Here is a 25,707-nt window from a genome sequence, read left to right as displayed (position 1 = left end):
AGGAAAAGCAGACGGAGTACTGTACCGTTCCCGGTACGACCCCCTCTCGGTCGCTCCGGCGATGACTTACAGCGGTCCGTATTGGCGGCGACCGAGTCGGTTTCGATCAGTCGCGGCGAACGTACTCGACGAACGCGAACCCGTCGCGCTCGTCGCGGTCGACTTCCTGGAACGCGTCTCGATCCCACTCGGGGAAGGTGGTGTCCCCGTCCGGTTCGTCGTGGACTTCGGTGAGAATCAGTCGATCGAGCGTCGGGAGAAACGCCTCGTAGACCGTTCCGCCGCCCGCGACGAACGCGCGATTCGTGCCGTGTCGTTCGACTGCAGCAGTTTCGGCTTTCTCGAGGGTCTCCCCGAGATCGTTCGCGACGACGGCGTTTTCCGGCGTCTCGAGGTCTTGGCTCGTCAACACGATCGTCGTCCGACCGGGAAGGGGTTCGCCGAGCGCCTCGAGAATTCCCTCGTAGGTCACTCGCCCCATGATGACGGGATGATCCATCGTCGTCTCCTTGAAGTGCTGCAGGTCCTCGGGGAGGTGCCAGGGCATCTCGCCGTCGACACCGATGACGCCGTTGTCGGCGACCGCTGCGATCCCGACGAGTTCGAGGTCGGTCTCGAGCGACGCCGCAGTCATTCGGCCACCGAGAACTGAATCCCGTCGTGGGACTCGTACTGCTGCAACGAGACGTCCTCGTAGGTCAGGTCGTCGATCGAGGCGTCGGCGACCTCGAGCGTCGGGCGCTCGAGCGGTTCCCGCGAGAGCTGCTCGAGCAGGCCGGGAACGTGGTCCAGCCGTTCGTCGCCCTCGGCCTCGGCGGGGGCTTCGGACTCGAGCCACTCCTTGATCGAGAGGTACTCCCCGCGGTCCTCGACGTCGGCCAGTCGAGACTGCAGGGCCTCGAGGTTGTCGGCGTACCACTCGCCGCGGTCGCCGCGGCCGCAGTAGACGTGGGCGTCGACGACCGTGTGGGCGAACGTGCCCGGTTCGAAGCCGGTCTGCTGGGCGACGACCTTCGTCAGGAGCGCGTACGCAGCGATATTGAACGGCACCCCGAGGGCGATGTCACCCGACCGCTGCGTGAGGTGGCAGTTCAGCCGGTCGCCCTGAACGTTGAAGACGAAGCTGTAGTGACAGGGCGGCAGCGTCGACACCGCGGCGTTCGCGGGATGCCAGGCGTTGACGACCAGTCGTCGCGAGTTCGGCGAATCCGAGAGCGTGTCGACCACGTATTGTAGCTGGTCGAACGTGCGTCGCGTCCCACCGTCGTTGCCCTCCTCGACGGTGACCCACCGGTGGGCGTCGTCCGGCCAGGACTCGCCCTCGAGTTGCGCTTCCTGATCGGGAACGGGGTATCGTCGCCAGAACCGGCCGTAGGCGGTGTCGAGACGCCCCTCCTCGTCGGCCCACGCGTCCCAGATCTTCGTCTCCTCGCGGAGGTCCCGGATGTGCTCCTCGCCCGAGAGATACCAGCAGACCTCGTGGAGCATGGAGTTCCAGCGGTAGCCGTCCATCTGCTTCGTCGTCAGGAGCGGATACCCCTCCTGGAGGTCTACCTCGTAGTGTTCGCTGAACGACGAGATCGTATCGACGCCGGTCCGGTTGGGCTTGTAGGTGCCCCCGGAGAGTGCGCTGTCGACTAACTCGAGGTACTGTCGCATCGTCACGCCCATTCGTCGGCTCGTTCTTTAGCAGTTCCGGAACGAACTACGGTCGGACGTACTCGACCGCGAGCTGGTCGAAGAGGAACGACCAGGTGTCGAGTTGCTCCTCGACGATCATCCACGTCGGTTTGCCGGTGCCGTGGCCGGTGTCGCGATTCGTCTTGCAGAGGAACGGACCACCGTCGGCGACCGCCTGCATGCGGGCGGCCATCTTCCAGGCGTGAACCGGGTGGACCCGCGTGTCGTCCTCGGCGGTCTCGAAGAAGACGGCGGGATACTCGCGCTCCGAGACGTTGTGGTATGGCGAATACTCTCGAATCCACTCGTAGGCCTCGAGATCGTCGGGGGAGCCGTACTCACTCGTCCAGGACGCCCCGAGAAGGAACGTGTGGAACCGGAGCATGTCGAGCAGCGGGACGTGACAGCAGACCGCAGCCAGCAGGTCGGGTCGTTGCGTCATCACCGCGCCGACCGTTAGCCCGCCGTTCGAGCGACCCCAGATCGCCAGCCGTTCACTCGAGGTGTACCCCTCGTCGATCAGGTACTCCGCGGCGGCGATCATATCGTCGAACGTGTTCTGTTTGTCCGGACCGCGGGCAGCCTCGTGCCACTCTTTGCCGAACTCGCCACCGCCACGGAGGTTCGCCTTCGCGTAGACGCCCCCCGAGCGGAGGAACTCGCGACCGAATTTCTGGAATTCCGGCGTCTCGCTGTTCTCGAAGCCACCGTAGCCGTACAGCAACGCGGGGTTGTCGCCGTCGCGCTCGAGGTCGGCACGGTGGACGACGAACATCGGAATCTCGGTGCCGTCGGCCGACTCGTAGCGGACTTGGTCGACAGTTAGATCGAACCCGAGGGAGATATCGGGACGATCCAGTTCTTCGGAGGCGTCCGACTCGAGATCGTATCGAAACACCGCCGGCGGGTGGTCGAACGACTGGTACCCGAAGAAGGCCTCGGGCGTGTCAGGGTTGCCGTTCAATCCGGTTACCGTTCCCATTCCCGGTAACTCGATCGATCGCAGGTGATCGCCGTCGAGGTCGAACACTTCGAGTTCGGAGACGGCCGCGCGTTCGTACTGGACGAGCAGACGATCGTCGGCGATCGTCGCCCCCTTCACGATCCCCTCGCGTTCCGGGACGACCTCGGGCAGGTCGGCAGGTTCGACTTCGCCGACGTCTCCGGAGAGGTCGATCTCGAGGAAGCGATAGTATGGGGCATCGAGATCGGTTCGGACGTACGCCGTGTCGCCGTGGATCAGCGGCATGTAGAAGTGTTCGGCGTCGGCGATCACCGGCGTCAGTTCGGTCTCGCCGACATCGGCGTAGTAGAGGTCGCTTCGCTCCCAGCCCGCCACGAGCGCGACCAGCAGGTGCTTGCCGTCACGGTCTGTCGTGAGCATCGGCCACGTCGCCGGATCGTCGACTTCGTACACCAGCGCGTCCTCGTTGATGTCGTCACCGTGCTCGTGATAGCAAATCTCCGTCTCGAGTTGGGCCTCGCCCTCGAGACCGGTACGGCCGTAGTAGAAGCCGTCCGGTGTCCACGCGAACATCCCGGCGTTCGCGCGGCCGAGGGCGGGTAGCTCCTCGAGGACGTCGCCCGACGGAACTTCGACGACGGTCACGTCGTACAGTTCGTCGCCGCCCTCGTCGACGCCGTAGGCGAGTCGCTCGCCCTCCGGTGAGACGGTCCACCAGCCCATCGACTTCGTGGCGTCCTCGCTGAACTCGTTGGGATCGACGAGCGCCTCGCGGTCGTCCTCGAGCGATTCGCGGAAGGAGAGGACGTGCTGGTCGTCGTCGGCGGTTTCGACCTCCTGGAAGTAGCCGGTCAGCGCGGGCGTGATCGAGCCGTAATCGGTCGTTCGGGCGAGCGATTCGAACTGCGGGTGGAGCCGTTCTCGAACCTCGAGCGACTCGAGGTAGGCGTCGGCGTACTCGTTCTGTCGGTCGACGAACTCGTCGACGTCCTCGCCGCCCTTCTCGAGCCAGCGGTACGGATCCTCCACGATATCGCCGTGTCGCTCGTAGCTGGTGTTCTCGCGCCTCGTCTGTGGAGGGGTGTCAGGGGACATACCGATCCGGTACAGACGCAGGTCCCTTGAAACGACCGGTCAAGCGAGTCGTGGGAGACCCGCGATCGCAGTCCGATCACCGCCCGCCTTGGATTTCGTCGCACACGCTGGCCTCGAGTCCGTCCTCGAGCGCCGCCGATTCCCCCTCGAGGCGGTACGTGAAGTCGTATGCCGCGCTCCCGCCGGAGCCGTGGACGACCGCGACCTTCCCCCGACGTTCCTCGCCGTCACAGGCGCTCGAGGCCGTGCTATCCGAGAACGCGAAGGGTGCGTAGGTCGTCTCGAAGGCCCGCGTCTCTCCCGGCGGAACGACGAGATCGGTCCGGGACGGTGACAGCGGTCGGTTCGCTCCGACGCCGACGACCCCCGGCTCTGCCTCGAACGTCGACGGATCGAACGAATCACTCTGTGGGTCGGCCGTCGGGTTCGGCACGTCGCCGTAGACACCGACGAACCCGACGAGCAACGGCGCGTCGGTTTGACTCTCGATCTCGAGGCGGGCCCGACCGTCCGGAAGGGGTTCGAGCGTGTCTACATACGCGTGGACTGGTCCTCCAACCCCCAGTCGACCCTCTCCGTCGGGCGTTTCGGCTGTGACCCGCAACGATTGTGAGAGGTACGTCTCCCGCCGTTCCGGGAACACGACCGGAAATCGAACGGTCGGGCCGGGCTGTTCGGTCGTCTCGTACTCCTCGTCGGTCCCCAGGTCGGTCAGGACTGCGCGTTCGACGTCGACGTCTTCGCGGAACTGGACGACCAGTTCCGTCTCCTCGTACCAGTACTCCTCGAACACGTCCTCCGACTCGAGTCGCGTCGTCGTGAACGGGATCGATTCGACGCAGCCAGCAGAAAGGAGGGCTCCGCCGGTTGCGATCGTCTGGAGGAACGGGCGGCGGTTCATATCGACAACAGTTACCCGCGTTTTGTATAGTCGTTTCGTTGACTCGACCCCACAGAACTTAGCCACGTTCGTGTACAACACACTCTCGATAAAGGATAACCTTTACACCAACGTGCGTCCCGCTATCGACCATGACAGAGACGGTGCTCCTGATCGGTGGCGGTGGCCGCGAACACGCCATCGCACGCGCACTGGAGGACAGTGACGCCGACCTCTACGCCTGCGCTGGCAACCGCAACCCCGGCATCGCCCGGATCGCCGAAGGGTTCGAGACGCTCGAGACGACCAACCCCAAGGCAGTCCTCGAGTACGCTGAAGAGATCAGCGCCGACATCGCCGTCATCGGCCCCGAAGCGCCGCTCGAGGCGGGCGTCGCCGACGAACTCGAAGACGCCGGCGTCTACGCCTTCGGCCCGAAGGAGGAAGACGCCCGCATCGAGACGGACAAGGCCTTCCAGCGGCGGTTCATGGAGAAGAACGACGTGCCGGGCTGTCCCGACTTCGAGACGTTCGACGACATGGACGCCGCGTGTGAGTTCATCGACGAGTACGACGGCGACCTGGCGATCAAGCCCGCCGGACTCACGGGCGGCAAGGGCGTCAAGGTCATCGGCGACCAGGTCACCGCCGAGGAGGGCAAAGAGTACATCCGCGAGTCCGACTACGACCGGATCGTCCTCGAGGAACGGCTGATCGGCGAGGAGTTCACGATTCAGGCGTTCGTCGCCAACGACACCTTCGAGACCGCACCCGCGGTCCAGGACCACAAGCGCGCCTACGAGGGCGACGAGGGACCGAACACCGGCGGGATGGGGAGCTACTCCGACGCGACGACCGCGCTTCCATTCATGACCGAAGACGACTACGAGGAGGCCGTCTCGATCATCGAGGCGACCGTCGACGCCCTCGAGGACTATCGAGGAATCCTCTACGGCCAGTTCATGCTCACCGCCGACGGTCCGAAAGTCGTCGAGTTCAACGCCCGCTTTGGCGATCCCGAGGCGATGAACACCCTGCCCGTCCTCGAGACGGACTTTCTCGACGTGCTCACCGCCGCTCGAGACGGCGAACCAATCCCGGAACTCGAGTTCGCAGACCAGGCGACGGTCTGCAAGTACGCCGTCCCCGAGGGGTATCCGACGGATCCCGACGCGGGCGCGAAAGTGAAAGTCGACGAGGAGAGTGCAGGGGATGCACTGCTCTACTACGCCAGTGTGGACGAACGCGACGACGGCATCTACACGACGACCTCGCGTGCGTTCGCCGTTGTCGGCGTCGCAGACTCGATCACCGACGCCGAGGAAATTGCCGAGGACGCGCTCGCAGTCGCCGGCGACGAGGGGCTGCACGTCCGCCACGACATCGGGAAACCCGACCTCGTCCAGCAGCGAATCGACCACGTGAACGACCTTCGCGGCGAGTAGCTACTCCTCGGACTCCGACAACTCGTCCGCGTCTTCGATCGACGAACCGAGGTCTTCGACGTCGACCGCCGACCCCAGTTCGTCCTCGTCGATCGCATCGCCGAGCGTCTCCGTGTTCGTCACCGCCTCGAGCCCCTCGTTTCGAACCGCCGACGTGATCGAATCAGCATCGATCGCCGACTCGAGCGTAGCGTCGTCCGCGTCGGTCCGCGAACGCAGCGCCCGTCGGACGGCGACGTATCCCGCCAGTGCGACGCCGCCCGAGGCGACCGCTCCCGGAATGCCGTAGCGCTTGTAGCCGAACGTGACCGCTTTCTTGCCGACGGTGTAGGCTCCGATCATCGTGGCTCGAGTTGGTCGACCAGCGAAAAGAGAACCGGGCTTTCGTACGACGACCGTCCGTTACTTGTCGTCGGTCAGGCGAGCGACCGACGACTCGATCTCTTCGGTTCGGTCGCTCTGCTCGCTGATCGCGCTCGCGACGTCTTCCATCTCGTCGGCGATATCACGGGCGTCGTCGGCGATCCGGTCGATCATACTCGCAACCTCCTCCGTACTCGCCGCCTGATCGTCTGTCGCGTCCGCGACGGTCTCGATTCCGCTCGAGACTTCGCCGACGGCGTCGGTGATTCGCCCGAGTCCGTCGACCGTCCGGTGGACCTCGTCGACGGCCCGCGAGACTCGATCGTTGGCGACTTCGATGCTCTCGGTGGTTTCCGTCGTGTTCTCCTGGATGCGATCGATCGTCTTCTTGATCGACTCCGCCTGTTCCTGGGAGTCTTCGGCCAGCGACTTGACCTCGTTCGCGACGACCGCGAACCCGTCGCCCGAACTCCCGGCGTTGGCGGCTTCGATGGCAGCGTTCAACGCCAGCAGGTTCGTCTGCGTGGCGATGTCGTCGATGACCGCGACGAGTTCGTCGATTTCGTCGACGCTGTCTCGCAACTGGTCGATGTCGTCCGAGACCTCGGTCGTCGCCGCCTCGACGTCTTCGATCTCTTCGATCGCGTCTTCGGCGGCTTCGGCGGCCGTCTCCGAAATTTCTTCGGCTTCCTCGCTGGTCGCGTTGACCTCTTCGGCACTCGCCGCGATCTCTTCGACCGTCGCCGAGAGATCCGACACCTCCCGTGCCACTTCCTCGATGGCATCGACCTGCTCGTTCGTGATGTCGGTTATCTCCTCGGTGCTCTCCTCGACGGCAGAGCTGTTCGACTCTAGCTGCTCGACCGACTGCTCGACCTCGTCGGCGACGCGTTGCTGACGTTCGATCTCCTCCTCGATCTCGCTGTAGGATCGAATGTAGGTGTCGATCGCGACCTGCTGATCCAGTAGTAGCAGTTTCAGCACCGAGAGCGTTCGTTCTTCGATCTCGGCCGAAACCGCCTCGAGTTCGGTCTCGAGCGTCTCCCGGCTGACTTCGGTATCTTCGGTGTCCTCACCGTCGTGTCGATCGAGAGCGCGTTCGACGGCCGACGACGCGATCCCGTCCAGGATGTGTTCGTAGTACAGCGCGTACGATCCGAGGTAGATCTTCGGCTCGAGGTCGATCAACTCGTGGACTTTCCCGATCCGGGCTCGACTCTCGAAGTACGATCGATCGTACGTTCCACGCCCCAGTCCACGCAGGTACTGTGCCTGGAGTCCCTCGAGTTCGTCTATCGACCGCGAGGAGCGATCGAAGATAGCGTTCGTCTCCGGATGAGACTGCAGGTGGTCGTAGAACGACTCGACCGCGTCGTCCTCGAGGTCGTCGAAGATCGGTTCCATCTCGGCCAGCCGGTTCGCATCCGCTTCGTCGAACTGGGCGAGTCGTTTCCGGAACCCGATCTCGTCGTCGTCGATCTCGAGGTCGTCGAGGAGCTCGCTGCCGTCGATTTCTCGTCGCTTCTCGTCCGTCAGGAAGGTCGTATTCGATTTCGTCATGATTGTGTGATTGCTCCGGGAGACGACTCAGATAGAATACCGGAGTCGCACGTCGCGATTAGCCGTGGCGATTCCCCTTCGCCTGGTTCTCAGGCCGACTTCCGTCCCGACTGCCGGATCGGGAACTGGCGAATCGGATCGACGGGTACCTGCGTCGGAAACGAAGGCGGGCAACGCCACGCCGGAGACCATGGAACCAGTATCTAATGCACGCTATTTCATTTTACTGGCCCATCAAATGGAGGATAACCGTTCACACATCTGCTCGATGTGCCACAGGAGTGCGTTCCCAATCCGTCTCGAAAAACAGCAGTTTTCGCGCAGGCGACCGCAATCCCTCGTAGTCGGTCGCGACTACGCCGACGTCACGTCGTCGATCGCCTCGAGCAGCACTTCGAGCGCGAGATCGATCTCGCGTTCGGTGACGTCGAGCGGTGGCAGCAGGCGCAGCGTCTTGTGCCCACAGCCCAGCGTGAGCAGTCCGCGCTCGAACGCGGCTTCGACGACCGCCTCGCGCCGATCTTTGGTGTCGAACTCGACGGCGAGCATGAGTCCGCGGCCGCGAACGTCGACGAGTTCCGACCGGTCCTCGACGGCGTCCTCGAGCCGGCTGCGCAGTTGTTCACCTCGAGTACGGGCGTTTTCGAGCAGGTTCTGCTCGTGGATGACGTCGACCGTAAGCGCACCCTGCATCGAGGCGATGAGGTCGCCTGCGCCCCACGTCGAGGAGAGCCGGCCTTTTTCCTCGGGGAAGACGTCCGACCGGGAAATCGTCGCGCCCACGCGAAGGCCTTTTCCTGCGGAGATGACGTCCGGCGTGAGATCGAGATGGTCGACCGCCCACATCTCACCGGTCCGGCCGAGTCCGGACTGGATCTCGTCGGCGATCACGTGCAGGTCGTACTCCGCGCGCAGTTCCTCGAGGTCGCGTGCGAACTCGGGGTGGGCAGGTCGGTAGCCACCCTCGCCCTGGATCGGCTCTAAGATCAGGTACGCGACTTCCTCGGGGTCGATCACACCCTGATCGGGGTGGAGTTTGTCGGCGACGACGTTCCCGCCGGGGCCGTCGGTCAGCCAGCGGCGTTCGTAGGCCTCCTGGGTCGAGGGGTAGGGAACGCTGACGATGCCGGGAACTTCCGGGAACCCTTTCCGGTGGACGCTCTTCGACCGGTTGAGTGAGAGCGCACCGAGCGTGCGCCCGTGGAACGCGCCTTCGGTAGTGAATCCGCGGTGTCCGCCCGAGGCGTAACAGATCTTGATCGCGTTCTCGACGGCCTCGGCACCGGAGTTCGAGAGGAAGACGCGATCCATGTCGTAGTGGTCGGTCGCGTCGACCAGTCGCTCCATCAACTGACTCGGCCCCGGGAGGTCGGGATCGGAAGGTGACCCGCCGGCGCTAACGTAGAAGTCCTGACCGGCGATCTTGAGCGGATCGACCAGGTCGAACTCCTCGAGTTTCTTGCGGAGAGCAGGGTTGTTGTATCCCAGCGGGGCGGCGGCGACGTGACTGGTGAAATCCAGCAGGACGTTTCCATCGACGTCGGTACAGAACGGGCCGACTGCCTCGGCGCTCGTGTCCCAGACGAACTCGTAGACGTACGTACTCGGTGCGGCGAACTGGTGGTGATACTCGGCCCACTGTTTCGCTCGCTCGTCCGGTACCGTCTCGACGGTCGGCTCGATCGTCTCTCTGTCCATACGCACACTTCACCTCGGGGGATTAAAAGAATTCGAGATTAGTTCGGTTAGATAACCAGAATCACAGATGCTATTGCACCACCGAGTAACAATGCAGCACTGTAGGCCGCAACCTGGTTCCGGAAGACGTGATTCGTCGATGCCGTCGTCAGCAACGCCTTGACGACGATACTCGAGACCGTCGCCAGCAGGATGCCAAGCGTCGCCTCGGCCGCCCCCAGTTGGCCGCCTCGGTAGAGGACGACCGCGGACGTAGTCGCGCCCGCACTCGAGACGAAGCCGCTCGCGACGGCGGTCGCGTAGAAGCCGAGCGCCCCGAACCACTCCTCGGAAAGAGATCCGAACACGAGTACGACCAGGAAGACCGCACCGAACGCTAACGCGTTTTTCATCGAGAACGGACTCTCGAGTTCCATCGGGCCGGATTCGCTCCAGTCGGCGGTGACCCCTGCGATGGCGAACGCGAGCAGGATGACTGCTCCGAGCGGGATGATCGCCTCGACGAGAAGCGCCGTACCACCGCCGATAGTGAACCCGACGGCGATCGCGAGGTTCCGGGCGGCCATCGCAGCGTTCGCGAGCAAGATCGCTGCGACAGCGTACGACGATGCCTCCGGGCGCTGGTTGACGTGGTCGAGCATCGTACCGACGACGGCCGTCGAGGACGCGAGACCACCGAAAAATCCAGTGACAGCGATCCCTCGGCCGCCGTAGGTCGAGACGATCGCGTAGTTGACGATCCCGATCCCGGCGACGGCGACGACCATGAGCCAGATGACCTGTGGCTCGAGTTCGAGCGTGACCGTCCCGATCTCGAGGTCGTAGTTGGGTGGCAACAGGGGATAGACGACGAACGCGAGGATGGCGAACTCGGTCGTCGAACGCATCTCCTGGCGGGAGAGCCCCCACGCGAACTCGTGGAGTTCACGCTTGAGGACGAGCAACAGTGACGAGAGGACGGCGACGGTCACGCCCTCGATGATGAATCCCGCCGCGACGAGCGCGCCGACGCCGTAAGCGACGAGCATCGAGACCGACGTCGTCAACGAGAGGCCGGTCGACTCGTCGTCGCTCAGCAGTCCCTGGACGGCCAGTAACACACCCTGGACGATTACGAGCAATCCACCCAGTATCAACAGACTCTCGCCGACCGCCGTCTCGAGGACGAGGATCGTGAAAACTGCTGCGAGCAGACTGATGAGCGAAAAGGTTCGGATCCCGGCGGACTTCTGGGACCACTCGCGCTCGAGGCCGAGAAACATCCCGAGCGCGCCCGCGAGTGCGATCCGGACGACCGTCTCCTCGAGGGGGGCGTCGACGATCTGCAGCGCGACCTCGTTCACTGCCGACTATTCACCGTGATCGCACATAAGCGCCGTGCTGGATTCGACACACGGAGAACGGACAGTTCACGGCCCGAGTTTGGTGTCTGTCGCCGCAGTCGTGGCGACGGCAGGACGCGGTCGGTCGGACGACTGTGACGACCGACACTACGAACACGAGCGAGGATACAGGAACGGTCGACACGACGTCAAACGGCCTCCGGTCGATACCGCAGGAGCCAGACACGCCGAGAGAAAGGGGTGACCGCAAACCACACCGGTTCGACGTGTGAAACCCGACGATTACGTCAGGGTGACACTACAGTTCGACGTACTGCGACTCCCACTCGCGACGTGCCTCGAGTTCGCGCTGGCCACGTCGAGTGAGGGTGTAGAAGTTCGTTCGTCGGTCGCGGCGTCCCTTCTCGACGAGTCCTTTGTCGACGAGGGTATCGAGGTTCGGGTACAGACGGCCGTGGTGAATCTCCTTCTCGTAGTACTCCTCTAGCTCTTCTTTGATCGCCAGTCCATGGGGTTCCTCCTCGCCAGCGATGACGTAGAGGAGGTCACGCTGGAATCCTGTCAGGTCGTACATTGGGAAAGTACCACTCGTACTTACTGTCGAATTTTAATAAGGCTATCGGGACAGCTCTACTGGAGGCCGAATATCGCCATCAACAGCGGGCCGTACTGGATCCATCGGAATGATAACGGCCATGACGGATCGTAGTGGCCACACACATAACGAGGTGTTCATGTTTAGGGTACGCGAGATACGTTTCTGTATATTTATATTCCGGAATCGGGTCGACGCAGTAGAGCGATTTGACGATTGATCGAGTCGACGTCGATTCAGGCAACGCTACGTGTGATCGGTTTCGTAGGAAACAGGAAAGCAGATCGCGTGACCAAAAATGTCACGCGATTGCTTGCCGCCCTGAATTGGTCCCCGCTGACGCTTCGGCCCTCCAAGCGAAGCGTCACCTGAAAGATTTCGCTGGGTCTACTTAAATGTAACGGGACTGGTCTCGATCCGTGTCGGTTCCGGATTCAGATATGTTCTTCCTCGAGCACCCAGCCGATCGCGCGCTTGTAGTAGGTGAACATTCGTTCGACGCCGTCGTGATTCATCTCGTCGCTCTCGAGTTGTTCCTCGAGGAACTCGTACTGCTCGCGGATTTCTTCTTCGTCACGCATACTCGTAGCTAGGTGGCAAGCGGCAAAAATGTGGTCACACGCCGACAGCTACGTCGTCGACGGTCGACTCGAAAAAGGGTGTGTCAATCGCTCGTGACTACGAAACGGAGGTGGGCGGATTAGGCCCCGTCGTCGTCCTCTTCGTCCTCGTCGTCCATTCCGTTGTCTTCGTCGTCCATCTCGTCGTCTTCTTCGTCGTCTTCGGGTTCCTCGCCGAGCGTGAGCGTGAGCTCTTCGTCGGCGCCGTCGATCGTGACTTCGTCCTCGGCCTCTTCGCCCTCGTGTTCGGCTCGGACCGTGTAATCGTCGTCTGGGAGGTCCTCGAACTCGACCTCTCCGTCTTCGTCCGTCTCGTCTTCCATCGGGAAGTCCGGTTCGTCTTCGTCGGCTGCGGGGTCGTCTTCATCCTCGTCTTCGTCTTCGTCCATCTCGTCGTCTTCGTCCGCCCCGGGGTCATCCTCGTCCTCGTCCTCGTCTTCGTCCATCTCGTCGTCTTCATCGGCTGCAGGGTCGTCCTCGTCTTCGTCGGCCGGCTGGATGCCGACTGCAGCACCTTCGGCAGGTTCACCCTCTCCGTCTTCGACGGTAACGGTCAGGGTGTAGGTTTCGTCCTCGTCTTCCTCTTCTTCCTCTTCTTCCTCTTCTTCCTCGTCATCCGCTGGATCTTCCTCGTCGTCCGCCGGATCTTCCTCGTCGTCGACCGGATCTTCCTCGTCGTCCACGGGGTCGTCTTCGGGATCCTCGTCAGCACAGCCAGCCAGAACAAGTGCACTCGCGGTACCTGCGGCAGCGACGAACTTTCGACGGTTGAGTCTTTGATGGGACATATTCCTCGATAGAACGTTTCTCTTGGTTTCGGTGTGGCCTGCAACTGCCGTACGTTAATGACCTATTGAACGGCGTTCTGGGTGCTGTGACCGTCAATTCCGACTAACCGTTCGGTTCGAAGGACTACCAGCGATACTGATGCTGCAGGAAAGTTGATCGGTCGATAGTGAAAGTCGGCAAGATAATTGTAGGGTCAGTTCGACTGTCAGTACGTGAAAGGACGAATCGCCTTCGGATTCGCGGTCGCCGTCGCTTTGCTCGCCATCCTCGTTCACGTCGTCGGTGGCCGGCAGTTTCTCGAGGCCGTGTCCACGATCGACAGACAGGTCCTCGCTCTCGGTGTACTCTCCGGGGTTCTCTCGCTGACGTTTCGAGGCGTGGTGTGGCAGCAGTTCATCTCGTTGATCGACGACGTGATGCCACGTCAGCGAATCGCGACCGTCTTCCTGACGGCGATGTTCGTCAAGTACGTTACGCCGTACGGCCAGCTCGCAAGCGAGCCGTTCGTCGCCTATCTCGTCTCGCAGGGTGGCGAGATGGCGTTCGAGGACGGGCTCGCGAGCATCCTCTCGGCCGATCTGCTGAACTACGTTCCCTATTACACGTTCGGCTTCCTGGCGGTCGGGATGATCGCAGCTGGCGGGACGCTCGGGAGCGGAATGTTCAACCAGCTCGTGGCGTTCGCCGGCCTTTTCCTGGTGCTCGTGTCGGTCGTCTTCGTCGTCGTTCGCCGGCCTGGGATCGTCTACAGCGTCGTCCTCACCGTGACCGGCACGATCCGCGGTTTCGTCGGTCGATTCACGGATCGGTTCGACGACCCGCTCGCTCCGGACACCGTCCACTCCCGTCTCGAGGGATTCTACACGACGATCGAGACGATCGCCGCCGACAAATCGGTGCTGATCGTCGCAGTCGTCTCGGCCCACCTCGGGATGGTCTTTCTAATGTTACCGGTGTATATCGGCGGGATGGCGCTTGGCTACCAGCTCGCGATTCCAGTCGTCGTGCTCGTGGTTGCACTCGGGAAACTCGGCTCCGTGGTCCCCGCACCCGGCGGCACCGGTGGCGTCGAGGCGATCGTTACCGCCGGACTCACGGCGCTCGCCGGAATCGAACCGGCTGCCGCGTTGACGATCGCGCTCATCTACCGGGCCTGTACCTACTGGCTCACGATCGGAATCGGTGGGCTCTCCGCTGCCGGCCTGTTCGCGAGTGAGCCGACGACGTGAAGTCGTACTCGCAACGTCGACGGTCGTTCCGTGGAGTCTTTTGCGCTGGTTCCCGTACCCTCGTCTATGAAGATCCGGGGCGAACGCGAGTGCAAGGAGTGTAGGACCCGCTGGTCGTACTACGAGACCGCGAGTATCGACTGTCCGGGCTGTGGCAGCCTCCGCAGCGTCGGCGTCGACGAACGGACCGAACACACCGACCTGCAGGTGTCGTTCGACCTCACGCCCGTCCGCAACGACATCGACGAGGTCTCGACCGGCGAACTCGCGGAGCGAGCGCGGGACCGCTGTCGCGAGTACGTCCGCCGTCGCGGGTTCGTCAACGCCGGCGACCTCCGCGACCTCGACGACACCTATCTCGCCGCCACGGAACTGCTCCACGTCGCCGACGTCGTCGCCCGCGCGATCGACCTCGAACTCGAGGACCGGCAGGAACTGTACTTCCTCTCGCTGCTCCGTGACGCGGACGTCGGCGAGCGGCCGCCGACCGAGGAGGTGCCGCCGACGCTGGAGTCCGCCCGCGGACTCGCCTACGCGAACGCCGTCCAGGAGTACCGTCGAGACGTTCGTACCTGGGCCGAGGAACGCGACGCCGCCCTCACGACGAGCGAACGCGGCGCACTCGAGACGCTCGGCGAGCACGTCAAACGAATCCGGATGCTCGACGGCGACGTCGATCCGCGGACGGCAGAACGGTTAGTCGAGACGACACGCGAACTGGTAAACGGACTCCGTGGCGACGAAGTGGCGTTTACCCGCGCACAGGACGGCCTCGACAACCTCGAGTTTGCGGAGTAGAACGCACACGCGGCTGTCCCGCCGAACCCCGGCGAACACAACCCTTTTCGACCGTCGGGCGTACCTTCCGATATGGACGAAGACGCGGTTCTCGACCGTCTGCGGACGGTCGACGATCCGAAACTCGAGGACGACATCGTTTCGCTCGGACTCGTCAACGACGTCACTGTCGACGGCGACGAGGTCGAAATCGATCTCGCACTCGGCGCACCGTACTCGCCGGCGGAGTCCGACATCGCCGCCGAGATCCGGGAATTGCTAATTGAGGAGGGACTCGAGCCCGATCTCTCTGCGAGCATTCCGGATCGCGACGACGTCGGTGGCGACGAACAGGTGCTCCCGAACGTCAAGAACGTCATCGCCGTCGCCTCCGGGAAAGGTGGCGTCGGCAAGTCGACCGTCGCGGTCAACCTCGCGGCCGGCCTCTCGCAACTGGGTGCCCGCGTCGGCCTGTTCGACGCCGACGTCTACGGCCCGAACGTCCCGCGGATGGTCGACGCCGACGAGCCGCCGATGGCGACCGAGGACGAGACGCTCGTCCCGCCCGAGAAGTACGGTGTGAAGCTGATGAGCATGGCCTTCCTCACCGGTGAGGACGACCCCGTCATCTGGCGCGGTCCGATGGTCCACAAGGTGATCACCCAGCTTACGGAGGACGTCGAGTGGGGTCACCTCGACTACCTCGTCGTCGACCTCCCGCCGGGCACCGGCGACACCCAGTTGACGATGCTCCAGACGATGCCCGTCACGGGCGCGGTAATCGTCACGACGCCACAGGACGTCGCCCTGGACGACGCCCGCAAGGGCCTCGAGATGTTCGCCAAACACGAGACGATCGTCCTGGGAATCGCCGAGAACATGTCGACGTTCGCCTGTCCCGACTGCGGGAGCGAACACGACATCTTCGACTCCGGTGGCGGCGAGGAGTTCGCCGACCAACACGAGATGCCGTTCCTGGGATCGATTCCGCTCGATCCGGCGGTTCGCGAGGGCGGTGACGGCGGGGAGCCGACCGTTCTCGCCGATGGCGAAGTGGCCGACGCCTTCCGGACTCTCACGGAAAACGTCGCGAACAACGTCGGGATCGTCCACCGGCGAGGGATCTCACAGACGCGCGCGGGCGAAGCCGCGTCGCTCGATCGATAACCATGACGAGTGAATCCACAGAGACGGACGCCGAGAACGGAGTCGACGGATCGGCCGAGTTCGAACCGGATCCCGAACGCGTCGAACTGCTCCGGGAGACCGCCGACGAGATCCGCGGCGAGACCAGCGAGAGCAAACAGCTCGCGAACGTTCTCTACCGGACCAGCGACCTCTACGACGAGGACGAGGAGACGACGCCCGAGGAGATCGTCCGCAACGTCAAGTTCATCCTCGAAGTCAACGAACGCGGCGGCCTCGGTCGATAAGCAGCCACACCCCTTTTGAACGCCGAACGCGAGAGTCGACACAACGTGGACGCAAATCAGCGCACCCGATCGAACCCGTACGGAATGGACGAGGAGTGCCGGAACTGTCCGGCACTCTGTGAGACGCGAACCCAGGTCGTCCACGGCTATGGCGACGTCGGCGCCGACTTCCTGTTCGTCGGCGAGCGACCGACCGCGAAGGCCGACGAGGTCGGCGTCCCGTTCCTGACCGACGAAGACGACGACTCCGGGACGAGCCTCCGGCGCATCCTTGAGCGACTCGCACTCTGTGATTCGACCTCGCCGGACGACCGTCCGGCACTCGAGAACGCCTATCTTACGAACCTCACGCGGTGTCGCGACCCCGACCGGCGGCCGACCGACGAGGAGATCGGCAACTGCGAACCGTATCTCAACGCCGATATCAGGTCGATAAACCCCGAGGTACTCGTTCCGGTCGGTGAGCGAGCGCTCGCGGAACTCGGCACCGAGTACACGACGACGCCCGTCGACGAACTCACGCTCCCCGAGGCCCACGCGACGACGATTCGGGGCCGCGGGTTCGCGCTCGTCCCCATGGTCGAGCCTCGAGAGCAGACCGACGATCAGACCCAGGCGTGGCTCGAGCACTTCGCCCAACTGATGGCGTCGGATTACCGCCAGACGAAAGGGCGACGCGAGCGGTAACGAACGCGAACGTCGCGGTTGATCCCGTCTACCGTCCCGGTTCACTCGAGTCGAACCGAGCGAGCGTCGGGAAGCCAGGGCGCTGACTGTAACGTAGACGGACGGTGACGTTCGATACCACGATAGAATTAGTCTGCTTTTCACCGACTGTTTCCGAGAGAACGATCGCGACGGCGGCCCGGCAGATCGGTGATCGTTTTCGGTCGCCGTTCACCGGTCGAAACCGCGATCGTTCCTACCAGTACGGGTTCTGTCTCCACCGGCGCGATCGGGCGCCGAGGACGATCAACGCACCGACGAAGACGATCGTAACTGCGAGCACGCCGAGTGAGGGGGCGAGGAGGTCGCCGGGGCTCTCGAGCAGATAGCCCGTGACGAAGCCGTAGACGCCCAGTACGGCGAGAGCGGCAATGACCAGTGTTCCGAGCAATCCGGTGATGGTGACGGTCCGGTCGTTCATACCCGAGACAACGAGGTCCGCAGTTATAATTTATGTGGTATATTGGGTCGAGTTATCGAACGACGGAAACGCCGCGTTCAAGGATCGTCGTAGCGGAGTAGTCGTATGATCGTCGTCGTTCCGGTCGACCCACCACGGGAAGGACTCGTTCTGTCGGAACTCGTCGAATCGACGCTGCTTTCGGAGACAGAGGCAGTCCGATTGTACGAGGCTGCCGTCATCGACGTCGTCCGGACGGCCGTCGACAGCGGCGGCAACCTGCTGGTCAACTATCGGGACGAGGAGACACTGCCCGAGAAAGCCGCCGACGAGGGCGGTGACGCCGAATCGGAGGTTCGCTCCCTCGTCGCCGATGCTCTCGAGGGAACGGACACCGCTATCGACGACGTCCGATTCGAACGACAGGTCGGCTCGAGCAAGTCTGCACGGGTCGGGAACACGGTGACGCACCTGCTGGAGCGCGAGGGACCCGACAGTGTGGGCGTCCTCGAGCCGACGGCTCCGACGGTCGGTCGGTCGGACGTCGACGGCGCGGCAATGGCGCTCCGGCGACACGACGTCGTGCTCGGCCCCTCCTCGGACGGGCGGACGTATCTGGCCGCGTTCACCGAACCGATCGATTTCGAAGCCGCGTACACACCGCCCGAACTCGCGACGCTCGCCACTCGAGTCGGGGACGCGGGACTCGGCCTCGGATTCGCGCCGGCCGTTCCGACCGTTGCGACGCCGTCCGGTCTCACGTCGACGATAGCGACGCTCGAGGCACAACGAGTCGCCGGACGCCTGGGAGCGACTGCAACCGCGGCAGTCGTCGACGATATCGGGTTGTGTGTGGGAGACGGTGGCGACCTCGAGCGGCGATAGACCGATAACCATTTTTGAGCGGACGGGGTACGTGGAAGTGAGGTGGGGTGGCAGAGCGGCCTAACGCGCCTGCCTTGAGAGCAGGTGGCTGTCAAGCCTCATGGGTTCAAATCCCATCCCCACCGTTTTCCGCGAGAGAATACGACGAACGGAGTGAGGAGTCTCTCGAGCGGAAAACGAAACGGTGGGATTTGAACTAGGGAAGTCGCAGCCCGCGGAGCGAACGAAGTGAGCGAGCAGGACCGTCTTCGCGTAGTTCAAATCCCATCCCCACCAGTTCTTGCCGGGACCTACCGGAACATATCGCGCCCGATTACCTCGAGAATCCGATTCGAGCCCAACACTTACTGGTCGGTTGGTCGAACGGTTCACGCATGGGGAACCGCCACCACGAGCGACGGTACTCCGGCTGGGACGAAGAAAACGCCCCAGCGGGCATGGTCAGGCAGTACGACACCGTCGACATGCGCTGGGTCGAACTCTCCCTCGAGGAGGTTCCCGATAGAGTAATCGAACGCAATCGGGGTACGTCATCCGACGACGGAAAACAGGGCACCACCGTGCAAACCACCGCGAACGTCACCGATCGGGCCGAAATTACCGACGTGGCGCTCGAACTCGAGGCCGAGGGAACCAAGTTCGCCGTCGAACAGTTCGAGGTGACGGTCGAAAGCCGCGTCTCCGAGGAGCTGACGATCGATCGGGCGACACTCCAGTTCGACGACGAAGAGCCGGATGTGAACGTACCGATCTCGGCGACCACACTCGAGTCGGGATCGGCGGCGACGATAGAGCTGCTGCGAAGCTGGATCTATCCGGATCAGGACGAGGTTCGGATCGAACTACGATCGGGCGAACGGTCGGTTGCGAGTATCGAACTGTCCGTCGAAAAGCCGCGTTGACGGGAAGCCGGCTCCGTCATAGATACGTTCGGTACCTGCCACTACCCGAGGTTCTTTTCTCGAGGCGACACGTCCCAGACACCATGGGAGACACTGACTTGCGCGAAGAGCAGAAGCCGCTCAAAGACGAGTACGAATCGAATCCCGAGGCCGCACAGATAACGCTCACCGCGACGGGAGAAGAGCAGGACGACGCCCGTTCGTGTAACGTCGACATCGGCCGTGCGATCTACGAGGCCGAACTCCACGAGGGCGCCGGCGGTCCCGGAAGCGGCGCGTGTTCCGGCGACCTCCTGCTCGGTGCGCTCGCGGCCTGTTCGCAGTTGACCGCACAGGCCGTCGCGGAGAACTTCGGCAGCGACGTCGAGGTCTCCGTCGAAGCCAGCGGCGACCTCGACCTGCGTGGGACGATGGGCGTCGACGATGACGTTCCAGTCGGGTTCGAGGACGTCCGCCTCGAGTTCAACATCGACGGCGATATCGACGAGGAGACGCGGGCAGCAATCCAAACGTACACCGAACGCTACTGCGTCGTCTACCAGACGCTCGAGAATCCGCCGGGTGTCGAGACCGACTGGTCGTTCGAGTAGCGGCTGTCGTATATTCGACATTCTGTACGGCCAAGACCCTGTTCAATGGCCGTATTTCGTCGGTGGGCCGTCCAGACGAGTGGCTGCAGAATCGAGCTATCGAGACGTGCACTCGAGCAGGCAGCCATGTCGTCGTTCAAGAAGGGGAAAAGGCTGGTACCGAGTACTGTCTCACGTTCGGAACCGCCGAACGGTGCTCGCCGCCGCTGGTGGGAACTCTCAGTGAGTGTTACCGGGTGTCTCGATACGAGTCGTCTCTCAGCGGAAACCGAGACAGAGGGACGTGAACCTGACACGATTCTATACACAGTGCAAGTTCTCGAGCGTCCAGCCCGTTCAATCAGGTCATAGTTTGTCGCGATCCGTGAACGTGTAGCGGCGAGCGATCGCGTCTCCGGCGTCGTTCAGTTCGTGGAAGTCAGCGAAGCCGAGTTCGACCGGTTCCTCGTTCTGGCGGCCCGAGAAGGAACCGCGAACGGCGACCGTAACGCGTCCCTCGCTGTCCTCGTCGACGACGACGTCGTGAACCTCGTGGCTCCCCTCCTCGAGCGGGCGTTCCTCCTCGTAAAACGTCCGCAGTGCCCCCCGACTTTCGATCGTTCCCTGGCCGGGGCGTTCGTATCGGACGTCGTCGGTGAACAGGTCGACGAGGTCTCCGTACTCGTCTGCATCGACGAGATCGTAGTACTCCCGGACTATCGTTTCGGGATCGCGACCGCTATCGGAGTCGGTCATACTGCCTCCTACGTGATCGAACCCCAAACAATCTCGCCCGACTGTGTCGTGACACCCACAAAACCGAACGGAGATCACGTGTCTATCGGCCGAGGAAGACTGCCACGAGAACGAGTGCGACGCCGAGAGCGGCCGCACCCGCCCCGATCGTCGGATCGCTGGTGAGCGCGACAGCGCCACCCGAGACGACTCCCGCACCGCCACCGCCGGCGAGCGTCGGGACCGCGACACCACTCGAACTCGAGTCGTCACTGGCCGTCGTATCGTCGTCGCCAGCCTCGAGTGCAGCGACGGTCTCCGATAGTTCTTCGAGGTCGGTCTCGAGCGAATCAGCGTCGTCGCTCTCCGCCGAGAGATCCGCGAGTCGATCCGTCAGTTCCTCGATCCGGTCGTCCTGATCCTCGAATCGCCCGTCGAACTCCGAGACGCGTGCCTCGAGTCCCTCGACGTCGTTCTCTACCGCTCCCGTCTCGTCTGCGAGCGTCGCGAGGCGCTCCGAGACGTCGTCAATATCGGCCGCCAGCGACGACTCGAGGGCGTCCGTTCGTTCCGACAGTTCCGAGAGTCGACCCGAGACGCCGTCGATCTTCGTGCTCTGGCTCTCGAATCGCTCGTCAAACGCGGCGACCTGCGTCTCGAGGTCTCCGACCTCGTCGCCGAGCGACGCCACCTCGTCGTCCACCGACTCGAGTCGATCCGTTACCTCGTCGACGTCGGCGGTCAGCGACGACTCGAGGTCGGTGACCGACGCCGAGAGATCCTCGAGGTCGTCCTCGAGTGCCGTTAATTCAGCGACGGTCTCCGAGACCCCTTCCAGTTTGTCGACGGTCTCCGAAAGGTCCCCGAGATCGGTCTCGAGCGATTCGAGTTCCGAGATCGATTCCGATAGTTCCGCGAGGTCGTCCTCGTGCGACTCGACGGTGCCTTCGAGTGCCTCGAGGTCGGCGATCGATTCCGATACCTCGTCGACGGTCGCTTCGAGTGATGCGAGTTCGTCGACAGTCTCCTCGAGCGAGGCCAGTTCGTCGACGGTTTCCCCGAGGTCTGCCAGTCGATCCGAGACGTCGTCGATCGACCCGTCCTGCTCCGCAACTCGTTCGTCGAGGTCGGAGAACTGCTGTTCGAGGCCCGTGACGTCGCTTTCGAGGGAGTCAGTGTCGTCGACGACCGATTCGAGTTGCTCCGAGACGTCGTCGACGGTCTCCGAGAAGTCTGCCTGCTGGTCAGACAGCGTCTCGACCTGGTCGTCCTGCTGTGTGAGTCGCTCGTCGTGCTCGGAAAGCGACTCCTCGAGATCCGCGACGTCACTCTCGAGCGCCTCCGCGTCCGAGACGACCCCCTCGAGTCGGCCGGAGACGTCCTCGAGCGTTTCCGAGAGGCCGGAGAGTCCTTCGGATACCTCGTCGATCCGCTCGTCGTGGTCCTCGAACCGTTCCCCGTGTTCGGAAACGGATTCCTCGAGTTCCTCGGTGACGTCTTCAAGCGTCTCCGCGTCGTCGGCGACCTCCGCGAGTCGTTCCGACAGCCCCTCGAGGTCGGTATCGAGCGACTCGACGTCGCCCTCCAGTGACTCGAGATCCGAAACGGTCTCCGACAGCCCGTCGAAGTCACCCTCTAACGACTCGATATCGCCCTCCAGCGATTCGATCTCTGCGGTCACGTCCGCGATCGTCTCCTCCTCGAGTGCGGCGAGGTCGTCGACGACCGACACCAGCCGTTCGTCGACTTCCGCCACCCGCTCGCTCGAGGCCGTCCGGTCCGCCAGTTCCTCGAGGTCGTCACGGATCGCGTCGGCGTCCTCGTCGACTTCCTCGAGTCGCTGCTCGTGAGTCGAGAGCTGGTCGAGCAGCGAGTCGAGCGCGTCGTTGGCCCGGTTTCGGCCGCCGGAACTGCCGCCGTTGACCACGGTCGCGTCGTCGAACGAAACCGTCTCACCGTCGGAACCGCCGTTCCCGTTGACGGCCCGTTCCGTCTCGCTCTCGGCGGAGCCGCTCGTCTCGACGGGCCGGCTGGCGGCGTCGACGTCGGTCTCGGCGGGCCAGGCGCTACTGCCGGCGTCGATGTCGTCTCGAGATGCCGCGAGCGCACCGCGAACGGCGCTTTCGCCCGGCTCGTCGGCCAGTCGAACGCCACGGATAGACAGCGGGAGTCCCGCAGCGTCGATTCGGCCACCGACGAGATACTCGAGACCCTCGATCACGCCGTCGCCCCCGATCGCGATCGGGACGGCGACACCGTCCTGGAGCGAGCCGTCGTCGGCGTACTGCTCGAGCACGTCGACGAGTTCGCCGACGAGTGCGTCGTAGGCGTCCGCGATCGCTCCCTCGAGTTCGCCCGTCGTCTCGGGATCGAGTTCGAACGTCTCGAGGACCTCGCGCACCTCCGGCGGAGAGCGACCAGTCTCGGTCGCGACGCGGTCGACGATCCACGCGCTCCCGCGTGCGATCGAAAACGAAAGAGAGGGCACACCGTAGTAGGCAAGCGAGAGGCTCGTACTCTGGCGCTCGAGACAGATCCCGACGCCGGTGTAGTTGTTCTCCTCGAGCTGGTCGTAGACGACGGCAAAACCCTTGCCGATCGGGGTCGGCTCGTACCCTTTTCCGGTGAGGACCGACTCGACGGTCTCGCGGTGGTCGACGCTCGTGGTGTTCTCGGCGACCAGCGGTTCGGGCGTCGCGTACCGGACCCGGTCGGAATCGCCTCCCTCGAGCAGCCGGTCGACGACGGTCTCGAGGACGGTCTCGGCCGCGTCGGTGTCGTCGAAGACGCCGCGCTCGAAGGGGACCCGTGGGTCGTCGTCGACGGTCCGTGCGTCCGATCCGATCACGTACGTCCCGTCCGTTCGGTCGGCAGTAAGCAGGTCCGCAGCCGACTCCTCGAGCGGAACGATCGCGGGAAGTTCCGACTCGACCGTCGGCATGCCGGACCGGTCGACCGCTGACCGTACCGCACTCGGCGAAATATCGAGGCCGTATACCATGCGCTCGAAGAGACAGTCCCCCCTATTGGTAGTTTGGCTCCGAATACCAGAACTGAAAATCGGCCCCACTCGAGGTCATCGGTCGAGTTCGATGAGTAATTACGACGGCCGGCCCCTTCGAACGCGTTCGAAGGGGGTGGCGACGGCCACGAGAAAAATTATTCTTATATGAGTACAAGACCACAAGCATATTGGATCTGATCATTATATTCGAGAGAAAGAAACGACTACTAGAGGCCTAAAACAAGCATTACAATCCATATGCGAGTAAGTCGTGGGGTAGGTTGTGACATACACCGATCAAAATCCTCCGGCTTTATACATCAGGAAGATGGGTGTTTACGTGTATGTCCGAAACCGGGACGGAGCCACGTCCACTCGTCCGGGATCTTCCCGACCCAGATACTGCGTCACACGTCCGGTACAACCCGTCGCTCGAGGAACTTCGCGAACTCGCCGAACACGAAGAGACGACCACCGAGTTCGGTTCACCCTCCTACGTCAGCGAGTTCCGGTCGCGGAGCGCCGATCGGACGAAAAACGCCGTCGATCACGAGTTCAATACCCGCGATCACGACCTGGTCGACGAGGCAATCTCGGCAGCGGGCGACGACGACCGTGAACTGGTCTGTGTCGACCGGTTGATGGGCCGTCATTCCGACGCGACCTTCTGTTGCCGACTGTTCGTCCCGGCGGAACACGCCCGGATCGCGCTCGCCTGGGCGAACCTGTTCGAGCCCACGGACGGTCGCAAACCGGATCTCTACACCGTCCAGTTGCCCGACCACGACGAGACCGAGATTCGCGTCCTCCCCGACGAAGGGTTCACCGCCGTCCTCGGAAGCGACTACACCGGCGAGGCCAAGAAGTCGTTCCTCCGGCTGTTCATGTACCGAATCAAAGAACAGGGTGGCCTCGGCCTTCACGCGGGCAGCAAGCGCGTCCGCGTCCGTGACGACGACGGCGACCTGCGCACGGTCGGGCAGGTGTTCATGGGACTGTCCGCCACCGGGAAGTCGACGCTTACCTCCCACGGCTGCTGGCTCGAGGACCCCGAAGACGCCACGATGTTGCAGGACGACGTCTGTGGCCTCCTCCCCGACGGCTCCGTCGCCGGCAGCGAGGGTGAGGGACTGTTCATCAAGACCATCGGCCTCGACGCCGACGAGCAGCCAGAACTCTACGAGGCCGCGACCCACGAGTCTGCAATCCTGGAGAACGTCACCGTCGACGACGACGGCACCGTCGACTTCGACGACGACCACTACACCGCGAACTCGCGGGCGATCATCCAGCGCGAACAACTCGAGAGCGCGGGCGAGGATATCGACTTAGAGCGGATGGACCAGGTCTTTTTCATCACGCGCAACCCGCTGATGCCGCCGGTCGCGAAACTCACCGACGAGCAGGCCGCTGTCGCGTTCATGCTCGGTGAGTCGATCGAGACCAGCGCCGGAGATCCATCGCGCGCGGGCGAATCGATCCGCGTCGTCGGCACCAACCCCTTCATCGTCGGCTCCGAGGGCGAAGAAGGGAACGTCTTCCACGACCTCGTCTCGTCGCTCGATGCCGACTGTTACGTGATCAACACGGGCTATCTCGGCGAGAAGGCCGTCGACGTCGGCGTCGAGGAGTCGGTGACGATCCTCACCGAAACCGCCCGCGGCCGCATCGAGTGGACCGACGACGACCGGACCGGGCTAACGATCCCCAAAACCGTCCCCGGCCTCGAGATCGGCGATTACTACGTCCCGGACCACGTCGACGACTACGACGAAGCCCTCGCGGAACTGCGCGCGGAGCGTCGCGACTACCTCGAGGAGTTCGACGACCTCCGCGAGGAGATCAAAGACGCGGTCTACTGATACGGATTGCTGTAACTATTTACCGCCGATCGCCAGGACGGGGTCGGCGATCGGCGGTAAGGGACTACAGTAAACCGTATGAAACGGTCGACCGGACGATCTGGGTACAATCGCGGGACAGGTCGCGGTTACGTCGCGATTTCCAATCCCGGT

Annotated in this window: 24 protein-coding genes and 1 tRNA gene; 11 read left to right on the top strand and 14 right to left on the bottom strand. The window is 63.3% G+C overall.

The window, feature by feature from the left end:
• Window positions 1-106 precede the first annotated feature (106 nt).
• From BLR35_RS08435 to BLR35_RS08420, 4 genes are all read right to left on the bottom strand, one after another.
• A complete protein-coding gene (locus tag BLR35_RS08435; RefSeq protein WP_090380370.1) occupies window positions 107-634 on the bottom strand; it encodes a dihydrofolate reductase in 528 nt (175 codons plus the stop codon).
• The gene (thyA, locus tag BLR35_RS08430; RefSeq protein ID WP_090382869.1) at window positions 631-1,659 is read right to left on the bottom strand and encodes a thymidylate synthase; all 1,029 of its coding nucleotides are present in this window, start codon (window positions 1,657-1,659) and stop codon (window positions 631-633) included. The genes BLR35_RS08435 and thyA overlap by 4 nt, the downstream gene beginning before the upstream one ends.
• Before the next feature lie 46 nt (window positions 1,660-1,705).
• Window positions 1,706-3,739: a prolyl oligopeptidase family serine peptidase gene (locus BLR35_RS08425; protein WP_090380367.1), complete on the bottom strand. Its 2,034-nt coding sequence runs from the start codon at window positions 3,737-3,739 to the stop codon at window positions 1,706-1,708.
• A 76-nt stretch (window positions 3,740-3,815) separates the two neighbouring features.
• Window positions 3,816-4,640, bottom strand: a complete 825-nt coding sequence (locus BLR35_RS08420; protein ID WP_090380363.1) for a hypothetical protein — start codon at window positions 4,638-4,640, stop codon at window positions 3,816-3,818.
• A 131-nt stretch (window positions 4,641-4,771) separates the two neighbouring features.
• Between BLR35_RS08420 and purD the strand changes: the two genes are divergently transcribed.
• A complete protein-coding gene (gene purD / locus BLR35_RS08415) occupies window positions 4,772-6,064 on the top strand; it encodes a phosphoribosylamine--glycine ligase (RefSeq protein WP_090380359.1) in 1,293 nt (430 codons plus the stop codon).
• On the opposite strand, the gene BLR35_RS08410 is transcribed toward purD, so the two are convergent.
• From BLR35_RS08410 to BLR35_RS08385, 7 genes are all read right to left on the bottom strand, one after another.
• Window positions 6,065-6,406, bottom strand: a complete 342-nt coding sequence (locus tag BLR35_RS08410; RefSeq protein ID WP_090380356.1) for a hypothetical protein — start codon at window positions 6,404-6,406, stop codon at window positions 6,065-6,067.
• 60 nt (window positions 6,407-6,466) lie between these two features.
• Window positions 6,467-7,987, bottom strand: a complete 1,521-nt coding sequence (locus BLR35_RS08405) for a globin-coupled sensor protein (RefSeq protein ID WP_090380353.1) — start codon at window positions 7,985-7,987, stop codon at window positions 6,467-6,469.
• A 354-nt stretch (window positions 7,988-8,341) separates the two neighbouring features.
• Window positions 8,342-9,685, bottom strand: a complete 1,344-nt coding sequence (locus BLR35_RS08400) for an aminotransferase class III-fold pyridoxal phosphate-dependent enzyme (protein ID WP_090380350.1) — start codon at window positions 9,683-9,685, stop codon at window positions 8,342-8,344.
• 47 nt (window positions 9,686-9,732) lie between these two features.
• Window positions 9,733-11,028, bottom strand: a complete 1,296-nt coding sequence (locus BLR35_RS08395; protein ID WP_090380347.1) for an MgtC/SapB family protein — start codon at window positions 11,026-11,028, stop codon at window positions 9,733-9,735.
• 298 nt (window positions 11,029-11,326) lie between these two features.
• Window positions 11,327-11,602, bottom strand: a complete 276-nt coding sequence (locus tag BLR35_RS08390) for a PadR family transcriptional regulator (RefSeq protein ID WP_090380343.1) — start codon at window positions 11,600-11,602, stop codon at window positions 11,327-11,329.
• Between the two features lie 455 nt (window positions 11,603-12,057).
• Window positions 12,058-12,204 carry a hypothetical protein gene (locus BLR35_RS20635; protein WP_170830996.1) on the bottom strand — a complete coding sequence of 49 codons (147 nt, stop codon included), beginning with the start codon at window positions 12,202-12,204 and terminating at the stop codon, window positions 12,058-12,060.
• 119 nt (window positions 12,205-12,323) lie between these two features.
• The gene (locus BLR35_RS08385; protein WP_090380341.1) at window positions 12,324-13,031 is read right to left on the bottom strand and encodes a hypothetical protein; all 708 of its coding nucleotides are present in this window, start codon (window positions 13,029-13,031) and stop codon (window positions 12,324-12,326) included.
• Between the two features lie 213 nt (window positions 13,032-13,244).
• Between BLR35_RS08385 and BLR35_RS08380 the strand changes: the two genes are divergently transcribed.
• The 5 genes from BLR35_RS08380 to BLR35_RS08360 all read left to right on the top strand — a co-directional run bounded on the left by BLR35_RS08380 (window position 13,245) and on the right by BLR35_RS08360 (window position 17,158).
• Window positions 13,245-14,261 (top strand): lysylphosphatidylglycerol synthase transmembrane domain-containing protein, encoded by a 1,017-nt coding sequence (locus BLR35_RS08380; protein WP_090380338.1) that lies wholly within the window; start codon window positions 13,245-13,247, stop codon window positions 14,259-14,261.
• Window positions 14,262-14,327: 66 nt separating this feature from the next.
• Window positions 14,328-15,059 (top strand): DUF7117 family protein, encoded by a 732-nt coding sequence (locus BLR35_RS08375; protein ID WP_090380335.1) that lies wholly within the window; start codon window positions 14,328-14,330, stop codon window positions 15,057-15,059.
• A gap of 72 nt (window positions 15,060-15,131) precedes the next feature.
• Window positions 15,132-16,205, top strand: coding sequence for an Mrp/NBP35 family ATP-binding protein (locus tag BLR35_RS08370; RefSeq protein ID WP_090380332.1), 1,074 nt, complete (start codon window positions 15,132-15,134; stop codon window positions 16,203-16,205).
• Window positions 16,206-16,207: 2 nt separating this feature from the next.
• Window positions 16,208-16,471, top strand: a complete 264-nt coding sequence (locus BLR35_RS08365; protein ID WP_090380329.1) for a DUF7976 family protein — start codon at window positions 16,208-16,210, stop codon at window positions 16,469-16,471.
• A gap of 84 nt (window positions 16,472-16,555) precedes the next feature.
• Window positions 16,556-17,158 carry a uracil-DNA glycosylase gene (locus BLR35_RS08360; protein ID WP_090380326.1) on the top strand — a complete coding sequence of 201 codons (603 nt, stop codon included), beginning with the start codon at window positions 16,556-16,558 and terminating at the stop codon, window positions 17,156-17,158.
• Window positions 17,159-17,393: 235 nt separating this feature from the next.
• Here the strand turns inward: BLR35_RS08360 and BLR35_RS08355 are convergent, their stop codons facing one another.
• Window positions 17,394-17,618, bottom strand: coding sequence for a hypothetical protein (locus BLR35_RS08355; protein ID WP_090380323.1), 225 nt, complete (start codon window positions 17,616-17,618; stop codon window positions 17,394-17,396).
• A 105-nt stretch (window positions 17,619-17,723) separates the two neighbouring features.
• On the opposite strand from BLR35_RS08355, the gene BLR35_RS08350 reads away from it, so the two are divergent.
• From BLR35_RS08350 to BLR35_RS08335, 4 genes are all read left to right on the top strand, one after another.
• A complete protein-coding gene (locus tag BLR35_RS08350) occupies window positions 17,724-18,482 on the top strand; it encodes a DUF2064 domain-containing protein (RefSeq protein WP_090380320.1) in 759 nt (252 codons plus the stop codon).
• A 41-nt stretch (window positions 18,483-18,523) separates the two neighbouring features.
• Window positions 18,524-18,607: transfer RNA gene (locus tag BLR35_RS08345), tRNA-Ser, on the top strand.
• A gap of 249 nt (window positions 18,608-18,856) precedes the next feature.
• Entirely contained in the window at window positions 18,857-19,384 is a 528-nt protein-coding gene (locus tag BLR35_RS08340; RefSeq protein ID WP_090380317.1) for a hypothetical protein, read from the top strand.
• Between the two features lie 83 nt (window positions 19,385-19,467).
• Window positions 19,468-19,974 (top strand): OsmC family protein, encoded by a 507-nt coding sequence (locus BLR35_RS08335; protein ID WP_090380314.1) that lies wholly within the window; start codon window positions 19,468-19,470, stop codon window positions 19,972-19,974.
• Between the two features lie 345 nt (window positions 19,975-20,319).
• On the opposite strand, the gene BLR35_RS08330 is transcribed toward BLR35_RS08335, so the two are convergent.
• Window positions 20,320-20,709 carry a nuclear transport factor 2 family protein gene (locus BLR35_RS08330; RefSeq protein ID WP_090380311.1) on the bottom strand — a complete coding sequence of 130 codons (390 nt, stop codon included), beginning with the start codon at window positions 20,707-20,709 and terminating at the stop codon, window positions 20,320-20,322.
• 82 nt (window positions 20,710-20,791) lie between these two features.
• Window positions 20,792-23,689: a disk-shape morphogenesis protein volactin gene (locus tag BLR35_RS08325; RefSeq protein ID WP_090380308.1), complete on the bottom strand. Its 2,898-nt coding sequence runs from the start codon at window positions 23,687-23,689 to the stop codon at window positions 20,792-20,794.
• Between the two features lie 347 nt (window positions 23,690-24,036).
• Here BLR35_RS08325 and BLR35_RS08320 point away from each other — a divergent pair, with 347 nt between their 5' ends.
• On the top strand, window positions 24,037-25,554 hold the full coding sequence (locus BLR35_RS08320; RefSeq protein WP_090380305.1) for a phosphoenolpyruvate carboxykinase (ATP): 1,518 nt from the start codon (window positions 24,037-24,039) through the stop codon (window positions 25,552-25,554).
• The last annotated feature ends 153 nt before the right edge of the window (window positions 25,555-25,707 follow it).

It is taken from the genome of Natronobacterium texcoconense (assembly GCF_900104065.1).
GTDB lineage: Archaea > Halobacteriota > Halobacteria > Halobacteriales > Natrialbaceae > Natronobacterium > Natronobacterium texcoconense.
This window is presented reverse-complemented; position numbering and strand designations above follow the sequence as displayed.